Genomic DNA, 14,949 nt, shown 5'->3' with positions numbered 1-14,949 from the left:
TGGTTAAGGGTTTTTTTTGATGCCCGCCGGTCTGACAATTCTTTACGACTAAAGTTGTAGCCAGACATCAAACCAAATGGCGAAGAAAACAATTGGATCAAGAAATAAGATAGGTATATAAGTCACGAAAGATTACAGGAGGATTTCTTATGAGTAAAGAAAGCCAAGTAATAATGATAACAGGAGCATCAAAAGGTTTGGGAAAAGCATTGGCATTAACATTTGCGAGTCAGGGTGCAAGGCTTGCCATCTGTGCGCGCGGTGAACATGAATTATTAAAGGTGAAAAAACAAGCACAGGAGCTGGGAGCAGAAGTGCTGGCTGTTATAGCAGATGTTTCACAATCAAGGGACGTGGAGAAGTTTGTAGCAATTGCTGAAGATACTTACGGAAGAGTGGATGTGCTTATTAACAATGCTTCAACCTTAGGGCCGAGCCCGATGCCGTTTCTTTTGGATTATCCAGAGCAGGATTTTGAAGAAGTGGTTCGGATCAACACATTAAGTGCCTTTATGGTCACAAGAAGAGTCATTGCTGGAATGCTACAAAGAAATTCAGGTTCCATTATTAATGTAACTTCGGAAGCCGGGCACACCGGATATGCTGGCTGGGGGGCATATGGGATTTCAAAATTCGCGATAGAAGGGTTGACCCAGACCTGGGCCGATGAGGTCAAAGATACACGTATAAAGATAAACATGGTAGACCCGGGAGAAATGAATACAGAAATGCATGCTCTGGCAGTGCCAGAATGTGACTACGAGCTTACTGATCCGAATGATGTAGTGGAAGTATTTCTATACCTGGCATCTGACCAATCAGCAGGAATTAGCGGAAAACGTTTTGAAGCACAGGAATTTTCTTTGGAGGTGACCGGCAATGGCGGCAATTAAGCTTAACTTTGCCCTTCCTTCCAGCTTGAATGCGACAACGCCGCCAGAGCGGAGGGGAGTCCGCAGGGACCATGTAAGAATGATGGAAATAAACCGGTTTACTGGTGCAATATCGCATGATGACTTTTATAATCTGGCGAATTATTTAAAGCCAGGGGATCTTATAGTATTGAATAACAGCCGAACCATCCCGGCTATCCTTTACGCACAACTGGAACGTGAAAGTGCTGCTGCCGGGCCCAAAGTTCAAATCAGGCTTGCCCACCGAAAGAGTAAGGAAATCTGGGAGGTCCAAATTGTTTCAGATGACGTAAGAATAGGGGATGTATTTTCCTTTTCTTCCGGTCTAACTGCTGAAGTGATCGAAAGGAAAATGGATTCTCCCTTTTCCATCCTGTGCTTCTCTAAAGGTGGTCAGGAGCTGTTAAATGAAATATATAGAATTGGGGAGCCTGTACGATATGAGTATATTAGCACTCCTTGGAATCTGGATTATTATCAGACCGTGTTTGCCTCTGTACCTGGTTCTGTTGAAATGCCTTCGGCAGGAAGGGCATTCAGCTGGGAGCTCCTTTTTAAGCTGCAAAAGAAGGGGATCAATATTGCATATCTTCAGCTGCATACGGGGTTAAGTTATTTGCTTGATGATAAATGGCATATAGGTCCGGATGAAAATCTTGAGGAATATAAGATACCTCAGCAAACAATGGATTCAGTGCTTCGGACAAAAGGAGATGGAGGAAGGATTATTGCCGCAGGTACAACAGTTGTGCGTGCACTGGAGACGGCTGTTGCCAGCCAAAAGCTCCAAGGCTGGACTAACCTGTATATTGATTCCTCTTATGAGTTAAAGCTGGTTGATGGAATCATAACAGGATTCCATGAACCGGAAGCCAGCCATTTGGATATGCTTTCTGCCTTCATCCAAAAGGAACAATTATTCAAGGCCTATCAACAGGCAGTTGAAGAAAAATATCTGTGGCATGAGTTTGGAGATGTAAACTTAATCTTATAGGGGGTGGGCAAATAATGCAGCTCCATCATATAGCTTTGGAAGTAAATAACCTGGAACGATCGATAGAGTTTTATCAAATGCTTTTCGGACAATTGGAAGAAATAAGATTAAGGATAATAGATGAGGAGATTGTGTTTCTCAGCAAGGGGAATATTAGGATCGAGTTAATTAAAAAAGATGGAACCCATTCTTTCACGGAAAATATCCACATATGCTTTGAAGTCGATCATTTGGCTTCATTTCGTACAGTATTATCACGAGCGGGCATAACCGTACTAGAGGGACCCTTCCGGTTAGAGAACGGCTGGGAAACTTTGTTTATAAAAGGTCCAGATGGAGAAGTCTTGGAGTTTCTTGAACTTTAATTTCTCGGACTAGGCTAAATAGCAGACAAATCCGGTCTGCTCGACATCAAGTACGTATATACAGGTTCCTCGGTTTTCAAAACATGTTGGGGTTTCTGCAAAATGGCGATATACAAGACACATCTTTATGAAATAGAGGTGTGTCTTCTTTTATAGATGGTGCCAATTAAATTAAAGGATCAGATAGATCCCCACACCTAGTGTGTGTACCCTTCAGTTGGAACATTACTATTAGCCGGACATTCACAAGGGGTAAGCTCTCATTTATATGAATCGTATTGATAATTGGCATCATACTAACGGAATATTTTTGTAATACTATGAATTAAAAGAATGATAAGTGCGCCAGGTAATGAGAGATGCAATAAGAATGAAGGGATATCTGCCTTTAACCAGTTTTGAAAGTCAGTGACAAATAAAACTATGTTGCAGAATATAAAAAGAACAGATATCCGCATATGCAGATACCTGTTAATTGAGAAAACGAGAATAAAATTGAGAATAAGAATAACATATTCTAATTTAAATTACTAGAGTATTTAAACTCCTACTGGCACAGACAAACCAAGGCCTTCAGCAATGCGAGTTCCGTATTCAGGATCAGCCTTATAGAAGTGCTGGATTTGGCGAAGTTTGATTTCTTCAAAAGTGACAGGCTTCATTGCAGCCACGATGTTTTCAACCAAACGTGCTCTTTCTTCTTCGCTTAGCAAGCGGTATAGATCTCCGGCTTGTGTATAGTGATCATTGTGATCATACGCAACGCTATCAGCATATCCATGAATTTCAAGTGCAGCTGGCTTGTTTTCAGGAGTTTCCTTCGGTCCGCCAAAGCTGTTTGGTTCATAGTAAACAGAGCCTCCGCCATTGCTGTCGAAACGCATCTGGCCATCGCGTTGATAGTTGCTTACTTCAGATTTTGGACGGTTGATCGGAAGAGCATTATGATTAGCCCCTACACGGTAACGGTGTGCATCTGAGTAAGCAAACAGGCGGCCTTGAAGCATTTTGTCCGGAGAAGCTTCAATTCCAGGTACGAATGCACCAGGGGAGAATGTTGCCTGCTCTACTTCAGCAAAATAGTTTTCAGGGTTTTTATTAAGAACCATACGGCCCACTTCAATTAGCGGATAATCTTTTTGAGACCATACCTTTGTAACATCAAATGGATCGAAGCGGTATGTGTTTGCATCTTCCATCGGCATGATTTGAACATATAGCTTCCATGCAGGGAAGTCTCCGTTTTCAATTGCATTGAATAGGTCTTCAGTATGGTAGTCAGGATTTTCCCCGGCAATCTTGGCAGCAAGGTTTACATCCAGATTCTTTACACCTTGCTCTGTCTTGAAGTGATATTTTACCCATACGCCTTCACCTTGTTCATTAACCCATTTGAAGGTATGGCTTCCGAATCCGTGCATATGGCGAAGTGTTGCCGGAATGCCCCGATCAGACATAAGGATTGTTACCTGGTGAAGCGATTCTGGTGAAAGGGACCAGAAATCCCAAACAGCAGTAGGATTTTTTAAATGAGTTTTTGGATCTCTTTTTTGAGTATGGATGAAATCAGGGAATTTGATTGCATCGCGGATGAAGAATACAGGTGTATTGTTCCCGACTAAATCATAGTTTCCATCTTCTGTATAAAATTTAACTGCAAAACCGCGAGGATCGCGTACAGTATCAGCAGAACCAAGCTCACCTGCAACAGTTGAGAAACGGATGAACATAGGTGTGCGCTTGCCTACTTCGGACAAGAAGTTCGCTTTTGTAAATTTAGATACATCGTTGGTTACTTCAAAATAGCCATGAGCCCCTGCACCTTTAGCGTGAACGACACGCTCAGGAACACGTTCTCTATTAAAGTGGGCCAATTTTTCAAGAAGATGTACATCCTGAATCAATGTTGGGCCGCGCTGGCCAGCAGTTTGAGAGTTCTGGTTATCTCCGACAGGAGCACCCCAGCTTGTAGTAAGCCTGTTATTACTCATAAAAAGAATCACCTCATATGTAAATTATATTCATAGACTTATGATAGCATGTACTAATAAAAAATCAATGTTTTTTTATAATAATTATAATTAAGGAAATCAAAGGAAATTTAAAATCAGTGTATGGAAGTACATTATTTCGCAGAAAGATTTAGGGAAACCACGATTTATTGGCATATCAAAAATTTATAACCGATTATATGTTAACTAAAATGAGTAATAAGTTGACAAATATCGTTTTTTGCCTATATGTTTAAATTATTACGAAGAAAGATTTGGAGGAAAAAGCATGAAGAAAAAGCTGAGCACATTAGACCTGACACTTGCCAGTATGTTTGTAGCATTGATGGCTATCGGTGCAAATATTACATCCTGGGTTCCATTTATGACAATTGGAACAGTCCCGATCACCCTTCAGACATTTTTCGCCTTACTAGCAGGGATGATTTTGGGCAGCCGCCTGGGTGCTATATCTATGACCGTATATGCCCTTGTTGGTTTAGCGGGTGTACCAGTTTTTGCAAAAGCGGGCGGAGGAGTGGCTACAATATTCAGCTCCACGTTCGGCTTCATCATTTCATTTATTTTTACCGCATATGTTGTAGGCAAAATTGCAGAAAAAAGCAAATCTTTACCTGTTTTAATCGCAGCAAGTCTCGCCGGCTTGGTCGTTAACTATGTATTTGGTACAAACTGGATGTATTTCGCCCTGAAATTCTGGGCAGCTGCACCGCCAGAATTCTCATATAAAATAGCCTGGTTATGGATGGTTTTGCCTGCTATCAAGGACACCATACTTGCAGTGCTCGCTGCATTCATGGGATACAGGCTCCAAAGAACGGTATCATCCCGGAGCCAGGTCAACAATCTAAAACGGGCCATCTAATTCGAGCCAGGAGGGTGTAATATGATTAATTGGAAAGAGCTTGCCTTGCAAGTCATTTGAGGGATATGAGATTACCAATTCTGAGGCGATGCAAATCTTAACTTGTCCAGATGAGGATTTGCTCGAGCTATTGCATGGTGCCTACCTGATCCGCCATCATTATCCATCTTAAGAGGGGCTGCAAATGTAAGAGGGGCTGCAAATGCTTATAATCTGAATGTAGGGACATATTGCAATGTAGCCAGCGGCAGAGGCCCAAGCAACAAAGAAATACACCATGTGGCATCAGCGGTCCAAGAAATTAAGGATAAATATAAGCTGACCGTTTGTGCCTGCCTGGGCCTCCTTAAACCAGAACAGGCAAAGAAACTGAAAGAGGCTGGAGTTGACAGGTACAACCATAACATTAATACTTCGGAGAATCATCATGACAGCATAACCACTTCACATACATACCAGGACAGAGTAAATACGGTGCAAATCGTTAAACATCAGGGGATATCTCCATGTTCAGGCGTAATAGTGGGTATGCGGGAGACTCTTCAGGATGTTATAGACATGGCGAGGTCATTACAGGGTTCTGGATGCCGATTCCATCCCGGTGAATTTTCTTCATGCCATTGACGGCACTCCCCTAGAAGGAACGGATGAATTAAATCCAAGATATTGCCTGAAGGTTCTGTGCCTCATGCGATATGTGAAACCTTGCAAGGAAATCAGAATTTCTGGAGGCAGGGAAGTAAACCTTCGCAGCCTTCAGCCGCTCGGCCTGTATGCGGCCAACTCCATTTTTTTTTGGCGACTATCTAACTACAGAAGGGCAAGAAAGCACCGCAGATCATCGAATGCTGGAAGACCTTGGTTTTGAAATAGATTTTTCCGAAATGCAGTAAGGACAGTCTGACCAGTATATAAAGACAGAGCACGGTACATTATTGGTACTGAGTTTTTTATTGCCTTCCAAAAAGAAGGCAGCTTTCATTAAAATTTGTCACGATTAATTAATCGTTCAAAATCAAATTTAAAGGCCGCCAGCTGCTGCAGGCGGCCTTATGCCAGTTGTATAAAATTGTTTATGATATGAAATAAATTGTTCTAGCTTTTGGGATCGAATTATCTTGCAGAACCAAATCCAGCTTGGCCAGCTAATTGAGATTGAGCTGTTGCTACTAGGCGTTTAGTGATTTCTCCACCTACAGATCCATTAGCACGGGATATTGTTTCTGCACCAAGTTGTACACCAAACTCAGCAGCGATTTCATACTTCATTTGTTCCACTGCTAGTTCGGCTCCTTGAACTAAAAGGCTTCTGTTGCTTCCGCTTTGACGGCGTCTTCCTGACATATGTCTCACCTCCTCGCTCTGTTGTACTATTAATTTGTGTTTTCTCCGAAAATTGATACTTTGTAAATATTGGATTTATAGGGGTTTTTTTTATAGACTTTCTGTTTGATAAACAAGCTGGAAAGGTAAAAGCTAAGACCGGGCAAGTACAAAAATAAAAATCTAATGATTAGATTCCACTGAGTTTTCAAATTTTATTCATTTATTTTACCGAATCACTACATACAAACAAGAAAGAGTGAGCGGAAATGAGGATACCTGAATGGTTGGCAGAATGGGGAAAGAAAAGAATAAAGGAGTTTCAGGTGGAGGGATTTGTTTATGGACAGGGCCCCACGGCTGCGAAGATGATGCTCGTCGGGGAAGCGCCTGGAGAAACAGAGATTCTAAATGGGGTACCGTTCAGCGGCCGTGCAGGAAATGAATTAATGAAGTTCCTGCACATGGCGGGAGTTACACGTGAACAGGTTTATATTACCAGTGTTGTCAGAAGCCGACCTTATAAGTGGGGAGAGAAAAAGGACCGGAGCGGGCAGATTGTCAAAAGAAAATACAACCGGCCGCCAACCGGGGGAGAAATTACAGCCCATGCCCCCATTTTGGACTACGAAATTTCACATGTAAATGCGCCTATTATTGTGACATTAGGAAATGTAAGCCTTAAGAGGCTGGCTGGAGCGGATAAAAGCATATCACGGGTGCATGGAAGCTTTCTTAGACAGCCTGTACAGAGGCTTAGCGACGATGGGGACAGGTATGAATGGACGGCGAAAATATATACGATCTATCCTCTTTTCCATCCAGCTTCTATCTTTTATAATCCTGGTTTACGGCCATTGATCGAACAGGATATAGAAAGATTGAAAAACTGGCTGGAAGGGGAACACCGATAACTTCATTATGCCAAGACTGCTCCTTATATGAGTCATGTTAAACTACTTGAAATGAAAAGAAGCCGTGCCCTAATTACGGCGATATAAGAAAAACGAGGGCCTTACTAATGCAGCTGAATAAAGAAGCAAAACGAGAGACGTATTACATAAGCAACAATTTTACATACTTCCTAATACGATGATCAAATGGCGGGAAACACAATCTCAAATGTAGTCCCGCCGCATGCATTGCTCTTTACATTTATTTGGCCTCTGTGATTTTGAATAATCTTATAGCTCACCATTAATCCAAGGCCATTTCCAGAGTCTTTCGTGGTATAGAAGGGTTCTCCCAGCCTTTCCATTTGCTCGGGAGTCATGCCTACCCCGTTGTCCACAAAGGATATCTGTATATTCCCGTCAACTTCAGTTATTGAAATACTGATTGAGCCGCCGTAAGGCATAGCTTCTATTCCGTTTTTTATCATATTTAAAAAAACCTGCTTCAGTTGATGCATTTCACCATAAATGAACATGGGAGGGGTACTTTTCATTTCGGGCATAATCGTAACATTCTTCAGCAGTGCCTCAGCGCTGACCAGGTGGATCACACTCATAAGAATTTCTGATACATCGCATTTGCTGAAATATACGGCGTGTGGCTTGGCAAACACCATGAATTCACTGACAATGAAGTTAATCCTGTCGATTTCGCTAAGTATGGTTTCTGAAAAAGGCTGATCCTTTTCAGGCAGGGATTTACTCAACAACTGTACAAATCCCTTAATAGTAGTAAGCGGATTTCTTATTTCATGAGCAATCCCGGCAGCCAGTTCTCCAACTAATGAAAGCTTTTCGGTTTTATGGAGAAGTTCTTCTGCTTTCTTTTGCTGGGTCAAGTCTTTTTGGATGGAGATATGCTTATACGTTTTTCCATCCTTGTCCTGGTAAGGGATGATTGTTGTATCTACCCAATAGCAGCTGCCATCTTTTGCTTTATTCATGATTTCTCCGTTCCAGACTTCTCCCTTCTGGATCGTCTTCCAAATTTCATCAAAGAATTCTTTTGGGTGGTTTCCGGAATTTAATATATGATGATTGCTTCCAATCAGCTCCTCCGATGAATATTTTGATATCTCGCAAAATTTGTCATTTGCATATAAAATATTGTCCTTTTGATCGGTGATGGCGAAAATGGTAGATTCATTTAATGCATCTTTTAATTCATTTAGTTCCTTTAATGTAATATTTAAATCTTTGCTGGATTCCGCCAATGCTGATTTGGTTGTGGTCAGTATATTGTTGTAGTGGTTTATTAAACAAATGGAGGCTTGATCAATAAGATTATCTATGATTCTAATCGCCCTCAAAACTGCCAAAGCGGAAGCGAAACCGTTCTTTACTAAACTATAGAGATAATCATGAAACACATTACGAACTTCTATAAAGGCTTCAACCGCTATTTCCGGGGGAAGGCTTGAATCAAAGGCGAGCTGTCCGCACTCGGAGCCATATATATGGTTATTTTTTATGGCCGTTTCCTCGCAAGAAACAAGAGTGTCATTCAAATGATTAAAAAGCAGGCCCAAGCATTCCTTCGTGTAAACCCGCACTCGATCAGATTTGAGAATAGTATCGCGGTCATTTTGAAAGGTCAGCACTTTGTCTGTTAAAAATTGCTGTTTGTCTTTTATCAATTCTGCGATATGGCTTAACTGCTCACCCATATTTTTTCGTCCCTCTTTCAGAAGTAAACAATTTTGTCATATGTTAAACTTTGACATCTTTCGCAGAAAAACCTCTAAATTTGTGGCAAAAATCCTCATCTCAAGAAAAATTGTCAAAATGCAGACAAAATACTTGAAAGTCAAAAAAGGTCAAACTATAATATGGTTACAAAGTCAAATAAGGTCAAAGAACTGATGGGGTTAAAAACTTATCTTTAAACCCATTAAATTATTGGGCAAAAGACTTGAAAGTCAAAGAAGGTCAGAGTATAATAAAAATATAAGGTCAAAGAAAGTCAAAGTCAAACCGGATTGAAAACTCTATTCTACTAAGAAATTCACAATAAATTGATATAAATAAACCTAAAATTATAAGGAGGAGTCACATATGATTTGTGAGAAATGTCAAAAAAACCACGCCAATGTAACACTTCATGTTAATGTTAATGGCCATCAACAAAATCTAAATTTGTGCTCCACTTGCTTTAGAGAAGAGCGTAATAAAATGGGAGCGGCTATGGGAGGAATGAACATGGGACACAATGGATTCGAAGATTTCTTCAAAGCATTCGGAAACCCATCCAATTTCAACGGAAACGGACAAAGCCAGCAGGAGAAGGTTCCGAACACCCAGGCTGGAAGAGGCGGGGGACTGCTTGATCAATATGGTCGCAACCTCACTCAGAGTGCAAAGGCTGGGTTGATTGATCCAGTGATCGGCCGTGATAAAGAAGTAAGCAGAGTTATCGAAATACTAAATAGAAGAAATAAAAATAATCCTGTGCTGATTGGTGAACCAGGTGTTGGTAAGACTGCAATTGCAGAAGGACTTGCCTTAAAGATTACGGCAGGGACCGTTCCTGTAAAGCTTCGTTCTAAGGAAGTCTACATGCTTGATGTGGCTTCACTTGTTTCAAATACAGGTATCAGAGGCCAATTTGAAGAGCGTATGAAACAGCTGATCTCTGAATTGCAAGAGAGAAAAAATGTCATCCTTTTCATTGATGAAATCCATCAAATAGTAGGTGCAGGTTCTGCAGAAGGCTCTATGGATGCCGGAAATATTCTTAAGCCTGCGCTTGCGCGTGGTGAACTTCAGCTGGTAGGGGCTACAACTCTTGCTGAATATAGGAAAATTGAAAAAGACGCTGCCTTGGAACGACGCTTCCAGCCGGTAACCGTGAACGAACCGTCAACAAAAGAAGCGCTGGAAATTTTGCATGGATTAAAAGAAAGATATGAATCCTTCCATGAAGTCCATTACAGCGATGAAGCTCTGGAGGCGGCTGTGGAACTGTCACATCGTTATATCCAGGACCGTTTCTTACCGGATAAAGCGATCGACCTTATGGATGAAGCGGGCTCTAAACTCAACCTTACTATTGAAGGCGGACAGGAAGAGAGCATCAATGAGAGATTAGCTCAAATCCATAAGGAAAAGGAGGAAGCCCTGAAACAGGAAGCATACGAAACAGCTGCCAAGCTCCGAGATGAAGAAGAAAAATTGGAAAAAATGCTTAAATCTGATTCTGTATCCGGAAAACCGACCGTTTCAGTGGAACACATCCAGGAAATCATTGAACAAAAGACTGGCATTCCTGTAGGTAAACTTCAGGAGGATGAGCAAGCAAGAATGCTTCACCTTCAAGAGGAGCTTTCCAAAAAGGTAATAGGCCAAGAGGAAGCCGTACGTAAGGTTGCCAAAGCAATCCGCAGAAGCCGCGCAGGCCTTAAATCCAAAACACGTCCAATCGGTTCATTCTTGTTTGTTGGACCGACTGGTGTAGGGAAAACTGAGCTTTCCAAGACATTGGCCGAAGAATTATTCGGTTCCAAAGATTCCATGATCCGACTCGATATGAGTGAATACATGGAAAAACACAGTGTATCCAAATTGATTGGTTCACCTCCTGGATATGTGGGGCACGAAGAGGCTGGACAATTGACAGAAAAAGTCCGCCGCAAGCCATACAGCATTATCCTTCTGGACGAGATTGAAAAAGCGCATCCGGATGTCATGCATATGTTCCTTCAGATTCTTGAAGATGGGCGTCTGACCGACAGCCAGGGACGTACGGTAAACTTTAAGGATACAGTAATAATCATGACAAGTAACGCAGGTGTAGGAGAAAAGAGAAAAGTGATGGGCTTTGGTACTGATTCCTCAGCCGTTGAAGAAGCAACGATTTTACAATCACTTGGTAACTACTTTAAGCCTGAATTCTTAAACAGATTTGACAGTATTATTGAATTCTCTGCATTGAAAAAAGCAGACCTTCTTCAGATTGTTGATATTATGCTTGCGGAGCTACATGAAACAATTGCAGCACAAGGACTCGAATTGGAGGTTACAAGTGAAGCAAAAGAAAAACTGGCCGAGCTTGGCTATCACCCTTCATTCGGCGCTAGACCGCTCCGCAGGGTGATCCAGGAACAACTTGAAGATGGCATCGCCGATTTTATCTTTGAAATGCCGGAAGTGAAAAGCTTTAAAGCAGTTGTTGAAGAAAATAAGGTGAAAATTGCAGAAAACTAATATGTTGTAAAAGACCGATACGAGGGTGATGGATACCCTCTATCGGTCTTTTTTATTTTGGGAGATGCAGTGAGATTCTTTTATTTCCCTTAGAAAGCTCGTCATGGATCTTGTTTTGCATCGGTGGCCCTTGTTTGTGAACAAGGAAAAATGTTGTTTGTATGTTTGATATTCCAAACTTTGGGTATTTCTTTAGGGGAATATAACGATTTCTGGTAATTCGAGGTGAAAGATGAAAAAAGTCATAGCAATATTGTTACTTTTGAGCGGCATTGGTACCATAGGGTTTCCCTGGATCGAGCAAATGTATATTGACCACAAAGCTAATCAATTAATTATGGAATGGGAGAAAAATAAAGATAAATATGAGCCTGCCAAGGGGTCTGCCGTTGAAAGTCTCAAAGAACTGGATATTGCATTTAGAAACGCCGCAAATATCAGCGAAACAGCAGAAGCAGCTGGAAATAATGTGGTGAAAGACGCTACCTCCAGTAAAAATCAGAAAAAAAGTCCGCTCCTTGTTGGAACTATTAAAATTAAAAAGATTGGTTTGTATCTTCCCGTTGTAGAAGGCGCTGGACCATCAGAACTGAAAAATGCCGCTGGACATGTGAGAGGCACATCGATGCCGGGTGAGCCGGGAAATATAGCCATTGCAGCACATAGGAGCCTTACATATGGAAGGTTTTTTAACAGGCTTGATGAAGTAGAAAAGGGAGACACGATTATCCTGGAAGGCAGCAAAGGAGTATACACATATAAGGTCATTGATAAATTTGTGGTTAAACCTACTGACTTATCTGTAATCGCTGAGACCAAAAAACGTTCCCTGTTAACATTAATCACCTGCCATCCGATCGAGGTTGCGTCACACAGGCTAATTATTAGAGCAGAACTTAAGTAAAAGACTCACGGTCCGGCTACCTCTGCAGCAGGAAACATAGGGGAAATTGCCTTGTTTCAATAAACACAGCCGCTTCATTCCGAGGAGGGGGGCCCATACTGTAGACTAACAAGATGAAAATCCAGATTACCTGCAGTTTTTTGGTTGGGCTTGCCAATGGGGTACGTTGATTGTAGAGATGGTAGCTTAAGACCAGCTTGTCTGCAGGACCGTTTAATCCGTAAAATGGAAGAAACCCTTTATTTCTCCTTTACCTATAACTTGGTGGAGGGAGGGACCTGGAATGTCGGTCGTCCAGGCATTGTCCTGTTACCTTGACTTAACTCACCTTATTTGAAAATACTTTTAGCATCTGTTTCATGCTAGAGACCAGCAAAGACCGGCCTCTTTGTACTTAAATAGCGACCGAAATGACAAAAGGGGTACAAAATGAGTACATTCCGACCCCTTTGTCGACAATCTGAGCCGCTTTTATTCCATTGAGGCGCCTTTTTTAGCTAGTTCATAATAGCTTTATCTTTTAACTTTTTAAGTAATTCTGCTGGTGTTTCAGCCGTTACGAGGTCACCATCTGCCTTCGCATAAGGTGATTTTTTACATAGTTTGCATTCGCTCATGCATGTATATTCTTTATATTGGAGCGTTGTATCCCCTAAAAACGATTGAAATTCCTGGAATGAGGATGGATCCAAAAAACGATCCAGATTATTCTGGCAAAACTCGATACTAATCTTCTTCTTCTTTGAGAATATTTGCAGAAGTGATTTCATATTTATCAGCTTCCTTTAAGTAATAGCTGCATTCAATTTGCCGTTTTTGAAGAAGCAGCTAAACTGGTTAAGTTACAGTCTTCAGCCGCAAATGATTGAAGAAGAGCGAATGGGCTGAGGAACGGGTAAATTGGTATGCCAAGCTATCCTCTTCTATCCCATTTTACTGCGTAATACTTTTTCCGTAAACCTTTCCATAAAACTTAATCTAATATGGTGCATTTGGTTTTTAAAAATGATAATCTTTTTTATAGCAAGATAATTAATCTTCGACGATCACGAATTTACATCAACGATTGCTTCCTAGTCGGTAAATTAAACGGGATACTTCCCGTTGTTAAGGAGGATAAGGCAGTGAAATTAGTAGGTATTTCCGGTGCGATTATCGGCTCAAAGACAGCCAAGATAGTCGATGAGGTGTTAACCCGGGCCAAGGCTTATGGACCGGAGATCGATATAGAACTTATTGATTTGAAGGATTATCTGGTAGAAATGGTCGATGGACGCCCTTTAGAATCATATAATGATGATACAAAAAATGTTATTGGGAAAATTATAGATGCAGATTTCTTCGTAATAGGGACTCCCGTATATCAAGCATCGATCCCGGGGGTTTTGAAAAACCTGCTCGATCATCTCCCGGTTACCGTGTTTGAATCCAAGGTAGTAGGATATGTATCCACTGCCGGATCCAGCCATCACTCCCTGGTTGCCGAAAATCAGCTGCGGCCAATCCTATCATTCTTCAAGGCCATTGTTGCCACAAAAAGTGTATTTGTGCCTAATGACAGCTTTAACAAGGAAAGCCAGATCATTGATGAAGATATAGATAGAAGGCTAACAGAGCTTTCGCAGGAATTGGTCTATTTGCAAACCAAATTGGCAAATACATAAATTAACGGCAAGAAGCACAAAAAAAACAGGAAGACTGGCAGTCTTCCTGTTTTTTTGCATTGCAGCTATCAAAGATTAGGATGCTTGTGCAGATGCTTCGATTTCTAGAGTAATATTGATTTTATCACCAATCAGGACCCCGCCAGTTTCAAGAGCGGCATTGTATGTTAAACCATAATCACTGCGGTTGATAGCTCCTTTTCCGCTGAACCCGACTACTTCTGCCCCCCAAGGGTTTTTGCCTTGGCCTTCAAACGTTACAGTAAATGTTTCTTGGCGTGTAATCTTGCCAATTGTTAAGTCTCCAGTGACTTGATATTCATCTTCATCTGCTTTTACAATATTTGTAGCCTTGAAGTTTAGAGTTGAAGAGTTCTCCACATCGAAAAAGTCAGCTGAACGAAGGTGATTGTCGCGGTCAGCGTTTCGTGTATCAATGCTTGAAATATCAATGTTGAACTCGATATCAGCTGTTGTTAAGTCAGTGGGATCGGCTTCGATTTGAGCGTCGAATTTATGAAATGTTCCTTTTACTTTTGCAACCATCATGTGTTTTACTGAGAAATCAATGCTGCTATGAGTTGGATCTACTGCCCATTTTGTTTTTGTCATGTTAAATTCCTCCCATATTTACATAAAATCATATTTTTAAGTCTTATATCTTGAATTTGAGATATATTACCTTGAGATGAATTATACGGAATGGATTACTGTATGTCAATGCACATCTTTAAATATATTTCCTATATATA

13 protein-coding genes and 2 pseudogenes are annotated in these 14,949 nt (G+C 41.2%); 10 read left to right on the top strand and 5 right to left on the bottom strand.

From position 1 onward, the window contains the following. Positions 1–149: 149 nt before the first annotated feature. Genes V1500_RS21965 through V1500_RS21955 form a run of 3 tightly spaced genes read left to right on the top strand, consistent with a single transcriptional unit; the run spans position 150 to position 2,273 of the window. Positions 150–893, top strand: a complete 744-nt coding sequence (locus tag V1500_RS21965; protein WP_409302609.1) for an SDR family NAD(P)-dependent oxidoreductase — start codon at positions 150–152, stop codon at positions 891–893. Then, positions 880–1,908 (top strand): S-adenosylmethionine:tRNA ribosyltransferase-isomerase, encoded by a 1,029-nt coding sequence (locus V1500_RS21960; RefSeq protein ID WP_409302607.1) that lies wholly within the window; start codon positions 880–882, stop codon positions 1,906–1,908. Before V1500_RS21965 ends, V1500_RS21960 begins: the two co-directional genes overlap by 14 nt. A gap of 14 nt (positions 1,909–1,922) precedes the next feature. Next, positions 1,923–2,273, top strand: a complete 351-nt coding sequence (locus tag V1500_RS21955) for a VOC family protein (RefSeq protein ID WP_409302606.1) — start codon at positions 1,923–1,925, stop codon at positions 2,271–2,273. Between the two features lie 539 nt (positions 2,274–2,812). Here V1500_RS21955 and katA read toward each other — a convergent pair. After that, complete coding sequence (gene katA, locus V1500_RS21950) at positions 2,813–4,264, bottom strand: catalase KatA (RefSeq protein WP_409302605.1); 1,452 nt, start codon at positions 4,262–4,264, stop codon at positions 2,813–2,815. Between the two features lie 289 nt (positions 4,265–4,553). Here katA and V1500_RS21945 point away from each other — a divergent pair, with 289 nt between their 5' ends. From V1500_RS21945 to bioB, 3 genes and pseudogenes are all read left to right on the top strand, one after another. After that, positions 4,554–5,150 carry a biotin transporter BioY gene (locus tag V1500_RS21945; protein ID WP_409302603.1) on the top strand — a complete coding sequence of 199 codons (597 nt, stop codon included), beginning with the start codon at positions 4,554–4,556 and terminating at the stop codon, positions 5,148–5,150. A 21-nt stretch (positions 5,151–5,171) separates the two neighbouring features. Beyond that, a pseudogene (locus tag V1500_RS21940) lies at positions 5,172–5,304 on the top strand (biotin synthase BioB); the annotation flags it as partial. Positions 5,305–5,336: 32 nt separating this feature from the next. Continuing rightward, positions 5,337–6,043: pseudogene (gene bioB / locus V1500_RS21935) on the top strand (biotin synthase BioB); the annotation flags it as partial. A gap of 220 nt (positions 6,044–6,263) precedes the next feature. Here the strand turns inward: bioB and V1500_RS21930 are convergent. After that, the gene (locus V1500_RS21930) at positions 6,264–6,494 is read right to left on the bottom strand and encodes a small, acid-soluble spore protein, alpha/beta type (protein WP_409302601.1); all 231 of its coding nucleotides are present in this window, start codon (positions 6,492–6,494) and stop codon (positions 6,264–6,266) included. Positions 6,495–6,742: 248 nt separating this feature from the next. On the opposite strand from V1500_RS21930, the gene V1500_RS21925 reads away from it, so the two are divergent. Next, positions 6,743–7,387, top strand: a complete 645-nt coding sequence (locus tag V1500_RS21925; RefSeq protein WP_409302599.1) for a uracil-DNA glycosylase — start codon at positions 6,743–6,745, stop codon at positions 7,385–7,387. Between the two features lie 182 nt (positions 7,388–7,569). Here V1500_RS21925 and V1500_RS21920 read toward each other — a convergent pair whose 3' ends face one another. Further along, the gene (locus tag V1500_RS21920; RefSeq protein ID WP_409302598.1) at positions 7,570–9,093 is read right to left on the bottom strand and encodes an ATP-binding protein; all 1,524 of its coding nucleotides are present in this window, start codon (positions 9,091–9,093) and stop codon (positions 7,570–7,572) included. Between the two features lie 388 nt (positions 9,094–9,481). On the opposite strand from V1500_RS21920, the gene V1500_RS21915 reads away from it, so the two are divergent. Both V1500_RS21915 and V1500_RS21910 read left to right on the top strand, forming a co-directional pair. After that, the gene (locus tag V1500_RS21915; RefSeq protein ID WP_409302596.1) at positions 9,482–11,629 is read left to right on the top strand and encodes an AAA family ATPase; all 2,148 of its coding nucleotides are present in this window, start codon (positions 9,482–9,484) and stop codon (positions 11,627–11,629) included. A gap of 232 nt (positions 11,630–11,861) precedes the next feature. Beyond that, the gene (locus tag V1500_RS21910) at positions 11,862–12,533 is read left to right on the top strand and encodes a class D sortase (protein ID WP_409302594.1); all 672 of its coding nucleotides are present in this window, start codon (positions 11,862–11,864) and stop codon (positions 12,531–12,533) included. Positions 12,534–13,030: 497 nt separating this feature from the next. Here V1500_RS21910 and V1500_RS21905 read toward each other — a convergent pair whose 3' ends face one another. Beyond that, positions 13,031–13,303: a DUF1450 domain-containing protein gene (locus tag V1500_RS21905; protein WP_409302592.1), complete on the bottom strand. Its 273-nt coding sequence runs from the start codon at positions 13,301–13,303 to the stop codon at positions 13,031–13,033. A 354-nt stretch (positions 13,304–13,657) separates the two neighbouring features. Here V1500_RS21905 and V1500_RS21900 point away from each other — a divergent pair, with 354 nt between their 5' ends. Beyond that, positions 13,658–14,197, top strand: a complete 540-nt coding sequence (locus tag V1500_RS21900; RefSeq protein ID WP_409302590.1) for an NADPH-dependent FMN reductase — start codon at positions 13,658–13,660, stop codon at positions 14,195–14,197. 75 nt (positions 14,198–14,272) lie between these two features. On the opposite strand, the gene V1500_RS21895 is transcribed toward V1500_RS21900, so the two are convergent. Further along, positions 14,273–14,809, bottom strand: coding sequence for a YceI family protein (locus V1500_RS21895; protein ID WP_409302588.1), 537 nt, complete (start codon positions 14,807–14,809; stop codon positions 14,273–14,275). Positions 14,810–14,949 lie beyond the last annotated feature (140 nt).

The organism is Peribacillus sedimenti (genome assembly GCF_046237635.1).
GTDB classification, from domain to species: Bacteria; Bacillota; Bacilli; order Bacillales; family DSM-1321; genus Peribacillus; species Peribacillus sedimenti.
Note: the sequence above shows the minus strand (reverse complement) of the source record. Positions and strands in the feature narration are given on the sequence as shown.